We start from the raw sequence: 15,131 nt of genomic DNA on the forward strand, positions 1-15,131 counted from the left end.
TCGCTGTTCTTACCCCGCAAACGTCACACTCAGCGGGGACGGGGCTAGTCATAGCGGGCCTCGGTCCACCACTGGCCGTTCTCGACGACCATGAGCCACGCGCTGCCGTCGACGCCGACCACCTGGAACCGGGCGACCCGGCGCGCTGCGGCCTCGTCCCACCACTGCTCGTCGACGGGCCAGGGGCCGGCCCAGGCCGCCACGCGCTGCCACGGGTCGCCCTGCTGGGCGCGGAACCGGGCCGGAGGGCAGCTGATGCCGCCGCGGCCGTCGACGCCCACGACCTGGTCCTCCGCCCCCACCACGAGCGCCGGGAAGGGCTCGCGATAGACCGTGGCAGGCGCGGGGGCCGGCACCTGGCCGGGCCAGGGCCGCGCTGCCGGGCGGACGCCGTCGGCCCGCTCGCCCCACGTGACGAGGGCCCGCCGGGAGGCCGGACCACGGCCGCCCTGCACCGAGGGCGCCACCACGCCGTCGTGGCCCACGAGCGACTGCACGCGCGCCACGCCGCGCTCGACCTGCTCGTCGGCACCGGGGCCGAAGAGGGCGTCGGCGTGGTCGCCGAGAGGCTCGACGACCTCGGGCACGAGCCGGACCGCCTCGACGGGGCCGTGCGCCGGCTGCGCCGTGAGCTGCCACCGGACCCGGTCGACGAGGTCGGCGGTGCCGAACCAGCGCGGGTGCGCCCAGCGACGCGAGGAGGAGACGACGCCGTCGACGTCGGCCTCGATGCGCACGGCGGTGCAGACCAGGCCGTGGCCGGCGAGGTCGGCCACGAAGCGCTCGGCCGTGGTGCGCAGGCTGAAGGCGATGGGCTCCACGAGCGACAGCGGCGGCTCCAGCGCCAGCGCGGCCACGAGCTCGGGCGGGGGCTGGCGCCGGCTGATGGGGTGCGGGTCGCCGCCCGAGGCCAGCCGGTGCAGCAGGGCGCCGTGCGTGCCGAACCGGGTGTGGACGTCGGACTGCGGGAGCCGCGCGAACGCACCCAACGAGGACAGGCCGAGCCTGCGCAGCAGACTCACGAGCTCGGGGTCGTCGAGCACCTCCACCGGGAGGTCGGCGAGGAAGTCGCCCGAGCCGCCGGTGGGCACCACGACGACGTCCTGCGGCGCCGCTCGACGGGCCGCCTGCTCGGCGGCGAACAGCCCGTCGGCCACGCCCAGGCGGACGTCCCAGACCCCGAGCGACACGATGCGCTCGGCGATGACGGCGGCCGCCTCGGCCTCGCCGCCGTAGAACCGGGTGGGCACCCGCAGGGCGCACAGACCGGGGCGCAGCGGCGCGACCCCGGGACTGAGCTCCTCGACGGCCTCCAGCACGGCGTCGAAGGCCCGGGCGTCGGCGTCGGGACGGGAAGGAGCCAGGACGAGCTCGGGGCACCGGGCCTGGGCGTCGCGCCGACGCATCCCGCGGCGCACGCCGTCGACCCGTGCCGCGGGCGAGCACGCCAGCACGACGTTGTTCTCGAGGACGGCCACCGGGGCATCGGGGCGCAGCTCCTCCAGGGCGGCCATGACCGGCCAGTCGGGGCACCACACCGTCATGGTGCGCAGCGGCGGCGACACGCTCACGAGACCACCCGCACAGGATCCGGGACGGCCTCGACGCGCCGGACCTGCTCGGCCTCGACGGGGCGGACCGCGAGGTCGGCCGCGGGCAGCCACAGCTCACGCTCGCGCGGCGGTGCAGCACCGCGGCGCACCTCGAGCCGGACCCGGCGGGCCTTGAGCCGGCCGTGCCCCTGCTCCAGGCCCTCCCAGCGGGTCCCGGCCACGGTGAGGCGGGCGTCGCAGCGCGGCCACTCCCCCCACGCCACGAGCACGGCACCGCGCTTGCGCAGGCGGGCCGCGAGCCGGGCCGCCTCGCCCTGGCGCACTGGACCGGGTGGGCGCACGAGCACGAGGTCGACGACGTCGGCGAGGGCGGCCACGACCTCGAGCCAGCGCTCCCGCGGCTCGGGCACGACGATGGTGCGCTCGAGCTGGAGACCGTAGGTCTGGGCCGCCTCGACCCCGAGGTCCTGGACCCCCACGATCCCGCACCACGCACCGGCCAGCGAGGGACCGGCGGCGAGCAGCAGCGCGGCGCTGGCGGCGTCGACCCCGTAGACCCCGCCGGCGCGCAGCTGCAGCAGGCCAGAGAGCGCGGGGTGCGTGGCCACGGGCTCGGCGGTGGGCCCGCTCTGGATCCGCTCGACCTTCTGCTGGAGCTCAGCGAGGAGCTCGCTGCGGACGGGATCGAGGGAGGTGACGCTCACCCACCCATGTTCGAACACCTGTTCGAACGAGTCAAGTCGTCCGGCGTTTCGTCTCACCCCTCGACGGGTTCAGGGAGCAGGCGCTCCCTGGACCCGTCGAGGATCCGTCAGGACCCGAGGGAGATGGTGCCGCCGGGGATGGCGTCGAGCAGGCGTCGCGTGTACGCCTCGCGCGGCTCGTCGAACACCTGGGACACGCTCGAGTGCTCCACGACCTTGCCGTTCTGCATGACCAGCACGTCGTCGGCGATCTGGCGCACCACCGCGAGGTCGTGGGTGATGAACAGGTACGACAGGCCCAGCTCGGCCTGCAGGTCGTTCAGCAGCTCCAGGATCTGCGCCTGCACCAGCACGTCGAGAGCCGAGACGGCCTCGTCGCAGATGACGACCTCAGGGTCCAGGGCGAGCGCACGGGCGATGGCCACGCGCTGGCGCTGGCCGCCGGAGAGCTCCGCAGGGAAGCGGCTCATGACCGTGGTGGGCAGGGCGACCTTGTCGAGCAGGTCGCGGACCTTGGCCTCGCGCTCCTTCTTGGAGCCGATGTCGTGCGTGCGCAGCGGCTCCTCGATGGACTGGTAGATGGAGTACAACGGGTCGAGCGAGGCGTACGGGTTCTGGAACACCGGCTGGAGCTGGCGACGGAACCGCAGACGATCCTTCTTGCTGGTCAGGTCCTTGACGTCGACGCCGTCGAACAGCACCCGTCCCGACGTGATGGGCAGCAGCCCCAGCACCATGCGGGCCACGGTGGACTTGCCCGAGCCGGACTCCCCCACGATGGCGGTGGTGGTGCCGCGCTTGAGCCGGAACGAGACGTCGTCGACGGCCGGGAAGTCGACCTTCTGCCACGGGCGGGCACCACGGAGCTGGAAGATCTTGGTGAGGTTCTCCGCCACGACGATGTCGTCAGCGCCCTCGCCCAGCACGACGTTGCTCTGGGCCACCTCGGCCGCGATCTCGCCGGCGGTCTGCACCGCCTGCTCGCGCACCTCGGCACGGGCCCGCTGCGACGAGAGCCGCTGCGACGCGATGGAGGGCGCCTTGGAGACGAGCCGCTGCGTGTACGGGTGCTCCGGCTCGCGCAGGATCTCCAGGGCGGGACCGGACTCCACGACCTTGCCGCGGTACATGACCACGAGGTGGTCGGCCCGCTCCGCCGCGAGACCGAGGTCGTGCGTGATGAGCATGACCGCGATGCCGAGGTCGTCGGTGAGCATGTCGAGGTGGTCGAGGATCTGCTTCTGGACCGTGACGTCGAGCGCCGACGTGGGCTCGTCGGCGATGAGCAGCTTGGGGCGGGCCGCCAGGCCCATGGCGATGAGCGCACGCTGGCGCATGCCGCCGGAGAACTCGTGCGGGTACTGGCGGGCTCGACGCTCGGCGTCGGGCAGGCCGGCCTCCTCGAGGAGCTCGACGACGCGACGGTCGGCCTCCTTGCCCTCGGCCACGCCGTTGGCGACGAGGGCCTCCTTGATCTGGAAGCCCACCTTCCACAACGGGTTGAGGTTGGACATGGGGTCCTGCGGCACCAGGCCGATGGACGAGCCGCGCAGGGCGAGGATGTCGTCCTTCTTGGCGTGGGCGATGTCCTGGCCCTCGAACTCGATGGTGCCGCCGGTGACCACGCCGGCACCGGGCAGCAGCCCGATCACGGAGTGGGCCAGCGTGGACTTGCCCGAGCCGGACTCTCCCACGATGGCCACGGTCTGACCGGGGTAGATGGTGAGGCTGGCGCCGTCGACGGCGGGCAGGATCTTCTTCTTCTCGCCCCGGAACCCGACGTGCAGGTCCGTGATCTTGAGCAGCGGTGTCTCGGTCATGACTTCCTCGCCTTCGGGTCGAGCGCCTCGCGCACGGCCTCGCCGAGCAGGATGAAGCCGAGCACCGTGACGGCCAGCGCGGTGGCCGGGACCCACATGACGGTGAGGTGCGTGCCGGACCGGACCTGGTTGGTCGCGCCGGACAGGTCGTTGCCCCACGAGGCGACGTTGGACGGCAGCCCCAGGCCGAGGAACGAGAGCGAGGTCTCGGCGACGATGAACGTGCCCAGCAGGATCGTGGCGGTCACGATGACCGGCGCGAGCGCGTTGGGGACGATGTGGCGGCGCAGGTTGACGAGCCGCGAGGCGCCGATGGCGGTCGCGGCGTCGACGAACTCGAGGTTCTTGACCTCGAGCACCGCACCACGCATCTGGCGCGTGATCTGCGGCCACGCGAACAACGACAGCGCCATGACGACGACCAGCACGGACCCCCAGAAGCCTCGCTGCGGATAGAGGTTGTTGATGACGGCGATGACCACGAGGCACGCGAGCAGCAGCGGGATGGAGAAGAAGATGTCGCTGAAGCGCGAGACCAGCGTGTCGACCCAGCCCCCGTAGAAGCCGGCGACGGCTCCCGTGACCATGCCGAGGAGCGTGGCGACGATCGTCGTGAGGACGCCGACGGCCACCGAGGCCCGCGCGCCGTACACGGTGCGGGCCCACACGTCGTAGCCGAGGAAGGTGTAGCCGAACGGGTGGCCCTCGCCGGCGGGCGCGAACTGACGGTCGAGGTCGCCGTCCTGCGGATCGGCGTTCGTGAAGAGGGTCGGGAAGAAGATCGCGACCATGATGACGACGATGATGGCCGTGGCGAGCCAGAAGAGCGGCGAGCGACGCAGCCTCTTCCAGGCCTCCCGCCACTGGCTCTCGGGCGCGGCATCGATGACCACGGCATCGATGGCGCGCAGCGGGGTCTCCTCGAGGGGTGCGACGTAGCGCGCCTGTCCGGGACGGGCAGCTGACTCAGACATAACGGATCCTCGGGTCGAGAACGGCGTAGATGAGGTCGACGACGAGGCTCATGAACACGTAGACCATGACCATGACGGCCACGACGGTGACGGTCACGGGGGCGTCGCCACGGTTCACGGCCTGGTAGGCCAGGTTGCCGATCCCCTGGATGTTGAAGATGCCCTCGGTGATGACGGCACCGGCCATGAGAGAGCCGAGGTTGATGCCGATGTAGGTGACCACCGGGACGAGGGAGTTGCGCAGGACGTGGTTGCGGACCACGGTGCCGTTGCTCAGCCCCTTGGCGCGAGCCGTCCGGACGTGGTCGGCGCTCAGGTTGTCGGCCACGGAGGTACGGGCGAGCCGCAGCGTGGTGGCGATGTTGGCGATGGCCAGGACGAACGCCGGGAGCAGGAGCTTCCCGATCGTCCAGTCACCGCCGACCGTGACGGGCGCCAGACCGAACTTGACCCCGAAGAACAGCTGGAGCACGAAGCCCACGACGAAGATGGGGACCGAGAGCAGCACGAGCGAGACCAGCAGGGTGGCCGAGTCGAACCAGCCGTTGCGACGCAGCCCCGCGAAGGTGCCGACCACGATGCCGATGACGGCGTCGAGCGCGAGCGCCATGAGCGCCAGGGTGACCGTGACGGGGAAGGCGTTCTGGATCTTCTCGAAGACCGGCTGTCCGTCCAGGCCCACGAAGTCGGGGTTGAACGTGACGACGTCCTTGAGGAAGAACAGCCACTGCAGGAGGAACGGGTCGTCGAGGTGGTACTGGTCGCGGAGGGCCTGACGGACCTCGGGCGAGATGGGCTTGTCGCCGACGAGACCCAGGATCGGGTCACCGGGCCGGAGGAACACCAGCGCGTAGATGATCAGCGTGGCGCCGAGGAACACCGGGATCGTCTGCAGCAGCCGTTTGCCGACATACCACCACACGAGAGCCTCCTGGGGTGTGAGAGGGGGTGAGGGACCGAGCCGACTCCCCCGGGTTCAGGGTGCCACGGCCCGGGGAGCACGGCACGGGACGCGGGGGCAGCCCTGGTGAGGGCGGCCCCCGCGTCGTCGTGCGGTCGGGCTACTTCGACAGGGCGTAGTAGTCCGGCTTCTGCTGCCAGTTGAAGACGAAGCCCTTGAGGTCCGTCGACGTGACCGCGGTGGCGTTCTGGTACCACAGCGGGATGGCCGGCAGATCCTTGAGCAGGATCGTCTGCGCCTCGCCGATGAGCTTGTAGCGCTCGTCGCCGGTGGCGGCCGAGGCCTCGCTGATCAGCTTGTCGAACGTCTTGTTGCTGTAGTCACCGTCGTTCGAGCCCGCGCCGGTGGCGTAGATCGGGCCGAGGTAGTTCAGCATCGACGGGTAGTCGGCCTGCCAGCCGGTACGGAACGCCGTCTTGATGCTGCGGTCGGTGACGACCGTGCGCAGCTCGTCGAAGGTCGGGTAGACCTTGGCCTCGGCATTGATCCCCAGGGTCTTCTTGATCTGGTTCGCCATGGCCTCCGAGAACTCCTTGTTGCCGGCGCCGTCGTTGTTGAAGGCGATCGTGAACGTGCCTTCCCACTTGCTGATCTTGTCGGCGGCGGCCCACTTGGCCTTGGCGTCGGACGCGTTGAAGTCGAGGACCTCGTTGCCCTCGACCTTGTCGGTCCAGCCGTCGAGGACGGGCGACGTGAAGTCCTTGGCGGGCGTGCGCGCACCGTTGAACACCTTGTCGGTGATCTGCTCACGGTTGGTGGCCTCGGAGATGGCCGCGCGACGCAGCTGTCCCTCCTCGCCCTTGAAGTGGGCCAGGCGCTCCGGGATGGTGATCGAGGAGAAGCTCGAGCCCGGCTCGTTGTACGCCTTGATCTGGTTGTCGGACTCGAACGTCGTGAGGGCGCTCGGCGGGACCTGGTCGAGGACGTCGAGGTTGCCGCCCTGCACGTCGCTGTAGGCGGCGTCGGTGGAGTTGTAGAACTTGAACGTCAGGCCCTCGTTCTTGGCCTTGCGGTTCCCGTTGTAGTCACCGTTGGGGACCATGGAGATCTGCTTGTTCTTCTCCCAGCCCTTGGCCGTGAGCTTGTACGGGCCGTTGCCGATGGGCTTGTCGCCGTACTCCTTGGTGATCTTGCCGTCCGAGCCGTAGGCCTTGGCCGGGACCGGGAAGTAGGCCGAGTAGCCGAGACGCAGCGGGAAGTCCGACTCCGCCGACTTCAGCGAGATCGTGAAGGTGGAGTCGTCGACCACCTTGAGGCCGGAGACCGTGTCAGCGCCCTTGACCGTGTTGCCGACGTCGTCGGTGCCCTTGATCGGGTAGAAGAAGTAGTTGTTGAGCTGCTTGTTGGCCGGGTTGGCGCCGTAGTTCCAGGCCTTCACGAAGGACTCAGCCGTGACGGGCTCGCCGTCGGTGAACTTCCAGCCGCTCTTGACCTTGACGGTCCAGACGGTGCTGTCCTTGTTGGGCTCGATGGACTCCGCGACCTCGTTCTCGACGGAGCCGTCGGTCTTGTACGACACGAGTCCGGCGAACAGGTTGTTGAGCGGGTCGCCGCCGCCGACCTCGTTGGTGGCGGTGGGGATGAGGGGGTTCTGGGGGTTCGTGCCGTAGACGGTGATGACATTGCTGTCAGAGCCGCTGTCGTCACCGCCGCCGCAGGCCGCCAGGATCAGGCTGGCAGCAGCGGCAAGGCCCACTCCCGCAAGGCGTGTACGCCGAGAGAGTCGCATCAGGTTCCTCCTGTGAATGAGTGCACGCGTGCGCGTGCGCTCGTCATGGATATCACCGGGTAGTCACAAGGGACTAGACCGAACGGGTGATGTCACCGAATTGGAACCAAACCTGAACAGCACGTGGACACAGCACGAGGCCCCCGCGTCCGACCGGTGAAACCGGCGGTCGCGGGGGCCTCGTGAGGGACCCGGAGGATCAGCCCTTGCGCTGCGTGATGGCCTCGGTGGCCTGCGGCAGGACCGTCTTGAGGTCGCCCACGACACCGAAGTCGACGAGCTCGAAGATCGGGGCCTCGTCGTCCTTGTTGACCGCCACGATCGTCTTGGACGTCTGCATGCCGGCGCGGTGCTGGATGGCGCCGGAGATGCCGTTGGCCACGTACAGCTGCGGCGAGACCGTCTTGCCGGTCTGGCCCACCTGGAACGTGTGCGGCTTCCAGCCGGAGTCGACGGCGGCGCGCGAGGCGCCCACGGCGGCACCGAGGCTGTCGGCGAACGCCTCGACCTCGGAGAAGTCGCCGCCGGTGCCACGGCCACCGGAGACCACGATGGCGGCCTCGGTGAGCTCGGGGCGACCGGTGCTCTGACGCGCCTCGGACGAGACGATCTTGACCGTCTTGGCCGAGTCGGGGACGTCGAACGAGACGGCCTCGACGGTGCCGGCGCCGGACGCGGCCTCCGGGGTGACGGAGTTGGGCTTGACCGTGATGATCGGCGCACCCTTGCTCACCTGGGACTGCACGGTGAAGTTGCCGGCGAAGACGGACTGCGTGGTGGTGATGGTGCCACCGTCGACGCTGACGTCGACGGCGTCGCCGATCCAGCCGGAGTCGGTCTTCAGCGCCACGCGGGCGCTGATCTCCTTGCCCTCGGTCGAGGCCGGGGCCAGGACCGCTGCGGGCGACTTCTCCGCGACGAGGGCCGCGAGGGCCTCCGCCTTGGGAGCCACGAGGAAGTCGCCGTAGGCGGCGTCGTCGTAGGTGTAGATCTTCTCGGCGCCGTACTCGGCGAGGACCGACGCGTCGGCCTCTCCGAAGACGACGGCCGAGGGCTCGCCGATGCTGCGCGCGATGGTGAGGAGCTCCAGCGAGGGCTTGGTGACCTTGCCCTGGGGAGCCTCGATCAGGACGAGAACTTCAGTCATGTCTGTATCTCCTGCTCAGACGAACTTCTTGGAGGCGAGGAACTCGACGAGCTTGCTGCCGCCGTCGCCCTCGTCGGTGACGATCTCGCCCGCGGTGCGCGGCGGGCGCTCGGTGAAGGACTCGACCTTCGTCCAGGCGGCGTCGAGGCCGACGTCGGAGGCGTCCACGCCGAGGTCGGACAGGGTCCACTCCTCGACGGGCTTCTTCTTGGCGGCCATGATGCCCTTGAACGACGGGTAGCGAGCCTCGCCGGTCTGGTCGGTGACCGAGACGACGAGCTTGCCCGTGGCCTCGATCTGCTGCGTGGCGGCGTCGCCGTCGCGACGGATCTTGACGGTGTCGCCGTCGACGCTGACCTCGGACGCGAACGTCACGGCCGGCAGGCCGAGGCGCTCGGCGACGAGCGTGGGAACGACGCCCAGGCCACCATCGGTGGAGGCCATGCCGAAGAACACGAGGTCGTAGTCGAGCTTCTCGATGGCCTTGGCCAGCACGAGCGACGTCGCGAAGGCGTCGGACCCGTGGATGGCGTCGTCCTCGACGTGGACGCCCTTGTCGGCGCCCATCTGGAGCGCCTTGCGGACGGCGTCGGCAGCGTCGGCGGGGCCGACCGTGACGACGGTGACCTCACCCTCGCCTGCCTCGACGACCTGAAGTGCCTGCTCGACGGCGTACTCGTCGAGCTCGGACAGCAGGCCGTCGACGTTCTCACGGTCGACGGTGTTGTCGGAAGAGTTGAAGGTGCGGTCGGCCGTAGCATCCGGCACGTACTTCACCGCGACGACGATGTTGGTCACGAAGACCCTCCTTGGTCGTGGCGCGGCCGGGGTGGCCGCGGCAGTCGGAAGACTGTGCAAGGGACACTGTGCCACCGTCCTGCCTGAGACGGTGAGGCGACCCTTGGTCACTTGCATGTTACCCATGCGTAACGAGCGGGGCGACCGCTGGCGGCATGGGCTGGGTCACAGTGGCCCTTCCGACGGGTCTCCCGGAGATCGAACACGTGTTCTATCCTGCTCCCATGGCCGATCGCGCACGGAGGGAGCCCGAGCACTCCCCCGCTCGCCGCGTCCGCCACGTGTGGATCCGGCCCTCGGCCACGTACGGCGACCTCACGCCCTGGCCCGGGGTCATCGTGCAGTGGAAGCACAACGGCGCCGAGTGGGCCGCGCTCGTGGCCACCGTGGCCTTCGACGGGACGCTCACCGTGCAGTGGGTGGAGTCCGCTCGCATCCGACCGGCCACCTCGAGCACCGACGGCACGTGACCCGTCCCCAGGACGGTGCCACGTGCCGCGTGCTGTCTGTCGAGGTGCTCAGTCCTGGCGCTTCGGCAGGTTCTGCGCCACGAGGCCGACGACGAGATAGACGATGGAGCCCAGGCTGTAGGCCAGGAAGAGCTCCTTGGTCTCGGCGTTCTCGCCGCTGAACGACACCAGGCCGCGCGCAGGCGAGACGAGGACGTCGCACACGGGCGAGACGAGGTCGAAGACGGCGTCGCCGCTCTCCAGCCCCAGAGCCACCGTCATGGCGCCCACGGCGAGCAGCACGGCGCACACGTAGCCGACGATCCCCACGACCGAGACGATGATGCCCCAGACGCGGCCCGAGCGCTTCTCGTCCTCGGCCCGCGGCGCGCGAGGCTCGGGGACGTCCCACGCGGTGGCGGCGGACCGGCGCTCCCGGTCGGTGCTGCCGGGCCCCTCGGCCTCGGCGGAGCCGACCGCCGGGAGGGCGGCCGTGCGGTCGCTCTTCTCGGACTTCTCGGCGGTCTCGTGCTTGTCGTTCTTGGCGCTCTTCTCCGCCTCGCGGGCCGCTCGCTCCTCCTCACGACGACGGCGCTTGGCCAGCTGGGCCGCAGCGCGATCGCTGAGCGAGGCCGACACGGCGTCGCGCGGGCGAGCAGGAACGTCCTCGGCCGCTGCCGACCCCTCGGTGTCGGTCTCCGCCTCGGTCTCGACCTCGGCCTCGGTCTCGACCTCGGCCTTGGTCTCGGTCTCGGCGTCGTCGCGGTCGAGGGCGTCGGAGGCCACCCGGATGGGGTCCACGAGGCGCGAGACGGCCTCGGGACGGGCGGACTCCACCGCCAGGGCCACGGCGGTGTCCTGGTCGATGACCGGCGGCTGATCGGCGTCCTGGTCCGGAGCGACGCCGACCGGGGTCGCCTGCGCCTCCTCCACGACGGGCGTCTCCTCGACGACCTCGTCCTGGACGAGCTCTGCGTCCTCGGGCTCGACGGCGTCCTGCTCGGGCTCGACGACCGGACGTCCGGCCGCAGCCTTCTCCCGCTCGATGCGCGCCTCGATGGAGTGACGCTCACGCCGGGCCTTGGCCACGGCACGCGCCTCGTTCTTCTCGCGACGACGAGCCTGCTTGGCCTCGGCCTTGGCCTGCTTGGCCTCGCGTCGGGCGGCAGCACGGTCCTCGCGGGACGCGCGACGCTCCTCGGCAGGGTCGGACCCGGACCCGACGTCACCCGTCTCGGCGAGCGAGGCAGCCGTGACGGCACCGGCGACCGGGTCGTCGTAGGACGCCGACGTCCAGGACTGGGTGGTCTCGGACGAGGTGGGACCGGGCTCGGCGTTCGAGCCACGGGTGGGACGGACCGGCAGGTCTGCGGCGATGTCTCCCGCCGTCAGGACCTCACTTGCGCCGGATGATGCTTTTTTTGGCCGAACCGGCGAGATCCCCTGACTCGTCGTTCACCTCCGGGGAACCCTCAGCCGGCTTCTCGTCGACGAACTCGTCGACACTCGGCTGCGACGACACCGCGAGCGGTGTGTCCTTGGCGGACTGGTTGGCCATGACGATGTGGGCCTGAGCGACCCGTTCGGCCTCGGCCTCGGCCGCTGCCACCCACTCCATGGCGGTGCGCTCGGCCTCGACCAGCTTCTCCTCGGCGGCGACGCGAGCCGCGGCGACCGCCTGGCTCAGGCGCTCGTGCGCCTCGAGCTTGGAGGCCTGGGTGAGACGCTCGGCCTCGCGCTGGGCCTCGGCGATGCGCTGCTGCGCGTCGGCCTCGGCCCGCTCGGCCACGGCCTTGGCCTCGGCCTCGGCCTTGGCGATGCGCTCGGCGGCATCCTTCTCGGCCTGGGCCAGACGCTCCTCGGCGGCGCGACGGGCGGCGTCGGCCTCCTCGGCCTGCTTGCGCGCGGCCTCCTCACGGGCGGCTGCGGCTGCACGAGCCGCATCAGCGGCCTCGGAGGCCACCCGCTCGGCCTCGGCCTGGGCGTTGCGGACGCGCTCCTCGGCCTCCCGGGCGGCGTCGGCCAGCTTGGCCTTGGCCTCGGCACGCTCGGCCTCGGCCTCGCGTGCCACACGAGCAGCCTCCTCGGTGACGCGGGCGGCGTCGGCCTTGGCCTCGTCGCGCTCGCGTGCCAGCTGGGCGGCGGCGTCCTCGTGACGCGCTGCGGCCTCGGACGCGAGGCGCTCGGCCTCGGTGCGGGCCGCCGTGAGCTGAGCCTCGGCGGCGCGCTCGGCATCCGACAGCTTGACGGCGATCGCGACGCGCTCGGCGGCGACCTCCTGGGCGTACTTCTCGGCCTCGGACTTGGCTGCCTGGACGTGCTGCTCGGAGGTGGACTTGGCGTCGGCGACGATGCGCTCGGCCTCGGCCTGGACCTCGCGGAGCTTGGCATCGGCCTCGGCACGCTCCTGGGCGAGCTGTGCCTCGGCGGCAGCGCGCTCCTGCTGGGCCTTGTCCGCGAGGGACTCGGCCAGCGAACGTGCCTCGGCGATCTGGCGCTGCGCGTCCGCCTCGGCGGCCTCGAGCCGGCGCTGGGCCGCCTCTGACGCTGCCCGCTCGGCCTCGACGAGCTTCTCGGCCGCGGTGCGCTTGGCCTGCTCCTCGGCGGCCTCGAGACGACGCTCGGCCTCCATCTTGGCCTCGTCGAGACGACGCTGCGCCTCGCGCTCGGCATCTTCCCTGGCCTGGGCGACGCGGTCGTCGGCCTCGCGCTGGAGCTGGGCGATCTTCTCCGCAGCGGCAGCACGCTCGCGCTCGATCTCGGCGGCGACGCGCTCGGCCTCCTGGCGGGCCGCGTTGACGCGGTCCTCCGCTGCCTTCTCGGCAGCGGCCAGCTTGGCCTGCAGCGCCACGCGCTGGGAGTTCTCGTCGGCCTCGATGCGCGCGACGGCCTCGGCGCGCTCACGAGCGGCCTCCTCCATGAGTCGCGCTGCCTCGGCGCGCGCCGCGGCGACGCGCTGCTGGGCGGCGGAGCTGGCCGCGGCCAGCTTCTGGGCGAAGCTCTCGCCCGCGGCCGGGGCCGGGGTGGGCTCGGCGGCAGGCGTGGGCTCGGCGTAGGACGCGAAGGCGGGGTCGGGCGCGGCCTCGGCCACCGGGGCCGGCTCCGGCTCGGGGGTCGGCTCGGGCTCGGGCGCGACCTCGGCCACCGGGGCCGGCTCGGGCTCCGGCTCCGGCTCGGGCTCGGGCTCCGGCTCAGGCTCCGGCTCGGGCTCGGGCTCAGGCTCGGGCTCGGGCGCGACCTCGGCCACGGGGGCCGGCTCAGGCGCGACCTCGGCCACGGGGGCCGGCTCGGGCTCGGCCGACTCGGGCACGGAGTCGGTGAGCGCGGCCTCGATGTCGGCGTCGCGCGACGGCTCGTCGGCGGCGAAGTCGGCTGCGGACTGTCCGGCGAACTTCTGCGACAGCACGCTCGCCCAACGCGACGGCGGCTCCTCCGGGACGCTCTCCTGCGCGGGAGCCGCGGGGGGCTCCTCGTTCACGATGGTCTCGACGACGGGCTCCTCGACGACGACCGGCTCCTCGGCCTGGGCGACCTCGGGGGCGGGCTCCGCCTGCGGCTCCTCGGCCGGGGCCTGCTCGGGCGCGGGCGCCTCGGCCACCGGCTCCTCGATCCGCGGGATCTCGGCGGTGGGCTCGGGCGTGTCGGAGGACCCCTGGGGGCTCACGACGGGCTGGGGCTCGGGTGCGGCGGCCGTCTCGGGCGTGGGGTCGGCATCCTTGGCGCGCTCGGGAGCAGAACCGGAGTCGTTGCCCTGACGGCGACGAGCCAGGGCCCGAGCCGCTGAACGCTCCTCACGACGGCGGTCCGAAGCCGCCTGGCGTGCGGCGCGCGACGCTGCGCGGCGGCCGCGGCGGTCGTCGCTGCCGGCCTCCTCGGGAGTGTCTGACTCCTCCTGCGCGAGCGTCTCGGCGGCGACCTGCAACGGGTCGACTCGACGTCGCTCCGCAGGCTTGTTCGATCCTGAGTCGGTCATGACTCCCTTTCTCCGACACCGATGGGCGTCCAACGTCGTGCCCAGTATGCCCCATGCGTCCCCTGTGTCACAGGACGTAGGGCTTGGTCCAAGCTCTCTTCGCGGCGGCGTCAGCGACCCGTGAAGGTCGCCTTGCCCGGCCCGTTCTCGACGAACGATGCCATACCTGCGGACTGGTCGTCTGTGGCGAACAGCCCGGTGAACTCGGTGCGCTCGATCTCGAGGCCCGTCTGGAGGTCCACCTCGAGGCCCTTGTCGACCGCTCCCTTGGCCGCGCGGAGCGCCAGAGCAGGACCGCCCACGAACTGGCGCGCCCACTCCACGGCCTTGGCGTAGACCTCGTCGGCGGGGTGCACCTGGTCGACGAGACCGATGCGCAGCGCCTCCTGGGCGTCCACGAAACGGCCGGTGTAGATGAGGTCCTTGGCGGTCACCGGACCCACGAGCCGGGCGAGACGCTGCGTGCCGCCCGCCCCGGGGATGATGCCGAGCAGGATCTCGGGCTGGCCGAGCCTGGCGTTGTCGGCGGCGAAGCGGAGATCCGTGCTGAGGGCGAGCTCACAGCCGCCGCCCAGCGCGAAGCCGGTGATGGCAGAGACGGTGGGCTTGCCGATGGCGGCGACGGCGCGCGTGAACTCCTGGAGCAGGTGGGCGTGGCGCACCATCTGCTGGTAGCTCATGTCGGCCATCTCCTTGACGTCGGCGCCGGCCGCGAAGACCCTCTCGCCACCGTGCACGACCACGGCAGCGACGTCGTCGTCCGCGTCGGCCTGACGAGCGACCTCGAGGATCTCCTGCTGCATCTGGGCGTCGAGGGCGTTCATCTTGGGACGGTCGAGCCGGATGGTGCCGACCCCGTCCTCGATCTCGAGTCGTACGAGCTCTCCCACGGCAGTCCTCTCCTCGGCGACTCGCGAGCCGCGGCCTCGCCGACGGCCTGCCGCCGGACGCGCCCGAGCATAGTGGGCGGCGTCCGTCCGCTCCCCGATCCCCGCCACGGCCGTCCGGCTGTCCCAGGAACGT

General features: G+C 71.3%; 12 protein-coding genes. 1 reads left to right on the top strand and 11 read right to left on the bottom strand.

All coding sequences use genetic code 11. The features are described from left to right. Nucleotides 1–44 precede the first annotated feature (44 nt). The 8 genes from ASD11_RS08900 to ASD11_RS08935 form a co-directional block, all read right to left on the bottom strand. Complete coding sequence (locus tag ASD11_RS08900; RefSeq protein WP_327019524.1) at nt 45–1,571, bottom strand: DNA polymerase Y family protein; 1,527 nt, start codon at nt 1,569–1,571, stop codon at nt 45–47. After that, nucleotides 1,568–2,257, bottom strand: a complete 690-nt coding sequence (locus tag ASD11_RS08905; RefSeq protein WP_056286038.1) for a hypothetical protein — start codon at nt 2,255–2,257, stop codon at nt 1,568–1,570. The genes ASD11_RS08900 and ASD11_RS08905 overlap by 4 nt, the downstream gene beginning before the upstream one ends. A gap of 107 nt (nt 2,258–2,364) precedes the next feature. Further along, nucleotides 2,365–4,077, bottom strand: a complete 1,713-nt coding sequence (locus tag ASD11_RS08910; protein WP_056286041.1) for a dipeptide ABC transporter ATP-binding protein — start codon at nt 4,075–4,077, stop codon at nt 2,365–2,367. Then, nucleotides 4,074–5,051 (bottom strand): ABC transporter permease, encoded by a 978-nt coding sequence (locus tag ASD11_RS08915; protein WP_056286044.1) that lies wholly within the window; start codon nt 5,049–5,051, stop codon nt 4,074–4,076. Before ASD11_RS08915 ends, ASD11_RS08910 begins: the two co-directional genes overlap by 4 nt. After that, complete coding sequence (locus ASD11_RS08920) at nt 5,044–5,973, bottom strand: ABC transporter permease (protein ID WP_056286046.1); 930 nt, start codon at nt 5,971–5,973, stop codon at nt 5,044–5,046. The genes ASD11_RS08915 and ASD11_RS08920 overlap by 8 nt, the downstream gene beginning before the upstream one ends. Nucleotides 5,974–6,112: 139 nt before the next feature. Beyond that, nucleotides 6,113–7,741, bottom strand: coding sequence for a peptide ABC transporter substrate-binding protein (locus ASD11_RS08925; protein ID WP_056286049.1), 1,629 nt, complete (start codon nt 7,739–7,741; stop codon nt 6,113–6,115). Nucleotides 7,742–7,940: 199 nt separating this feature from the next. After that, nucleotides 7,941–8,888 carry an electron transfer flavoprotein subunit alpha/FixB family protein gene (locus tag ASD11_RS08930; protein ID WP_056286051.1) on the bottom strand — a complete coding sequence of 316 codons (948 nt, stop codon included), beginning with the start codon at nt 8,886–8,888 and terminating at the stop codon, nt 7,941–7,943. Between the two features lie 15 nt (nt 8,889–8,903). Continuing rightward, the gene (locus tag ASD11_RS08935) at nt 8,904–9,686 is read right to left on the bottom strand and encodes an electron transfer flavoprotein subunit beta/FixA family protein (protein ID WP_082554253.1); all 783 of its coding nucleotides are present in this window, start codon (nt 9,684–9,686) and stop codon (nt 8,904–8,906) included. Nucleotides 9,687–9,910: 224 nt separating this feature from the next. On the opposite strand from ASD11_RS08935, the gene ASD11_RS08940 reads away from it, so the two are divergent. After that, nucleotides 9,911–10,156: a hypothetical protein gene (locus ASD11_RS08940; RefSeq protein WP_156464650.1), complete on the top strand. Its 246-nt coding sequence runs from the start codon at nt 9,911–9,913 to the stop codon at nt 10,154–10,156. A 48-nt stretch (nt 10,157–10,204) separates the two neighbouring features. Here ASD11_RS08940 and ASD11_RS08945 read toward each other — a convergent pair whose 3' ends face one another. From ASD11_RS08945 to ASD11_RS08955, 3 genes are all read right to left on the bottom strand, one after another. Beyond that, a complete protein-coding gene (locus ASD11_RS08945; protein ID WP_056286056.1) occupies nt 10,205–11,224 on the bottom strand; it encodes a hypothetical protein in 1,020 nt (339 codons plus the stop codon). A gap of 307 nt (nt 11,225–11,531) precedes the next feature. After that, complete coding sequence (locus tag ASD11_RS18095; RefSeq protein ID WP_056286057.1) at nt 11,532–14,108, bottom strand: hypothetical protein; 2,577 nt, start codon at nt 14,106–14,108, stop codon at nt 11,532–11,534. 110 nt (nt 14,109–14,218) lie between these two features. Continuing rightward, nucleotides 14,219–14,998 (bottom strand): enoyl-CoA hydratase/isomerase family protein, encoded by a 780-nt coding sequence (locus ASD11_RS08955; RefSeq protein WP_056286060.1) that lies wholly within the window; start codon nt 14,996–14,998, stop codon nt 14,219–14,221. Between the last annotated feature and the right edge of the window lie 133 nt (nt 14,999–15,131).

The organism is Aeromicrobium sp. Root495 (assembly GCF_001426755.1).
Lineage (GTDB): Bacteria > Actinomycetota > Actinomycetes > Propionibacteriales > Nocardioidaceae > Aeromicrobium.

Coding starts and splice junctions, on each gene's coding strand:
- ASD11_RS08910 (WP_056286041.1), bottom strand. CDS start 4,077: ATGACCGAGACACCGCTGCTCAAGATCACGGACCTGCACGTCGGGTTC.
- ASD11_RS08930 (WP_056286051.1), bottom strand. CDS start 8,888: ATGACTGAAGTTCTCGTCCTGATCGAGGCTCCCCAGGGCAAGGTCACC.
- ASD11_RS08915 (WP_056286044.1), bottom strand. CDS start 5,051: ATGTCTGAGTCAGCTGCCCGTCCCGGACAGGCGCGCTACGTCGCACCC.
- ASD11_RS08925 (WP_056286049.1), bottom strand. CDS start 7,741: ATGCGACTCTCTCGGCGTACACGCCTTGCGGGAGTGGGCCTTGCCGCT.
- ASD11_RS08940 (WP_156464650.1), top strand. CDS start 9,911: ATGGCCGATCGCGCACGGAGGGAGCCCGAGCACTCCCCCGCTCGCCGC.
- ASD11_RS18095 (WP_056286057.1), bottom strand. CDS start 14,108: ATGACCGACTCAGGATCGAACAAGCCTGCGGAGCGACGTCGAGTCGAC.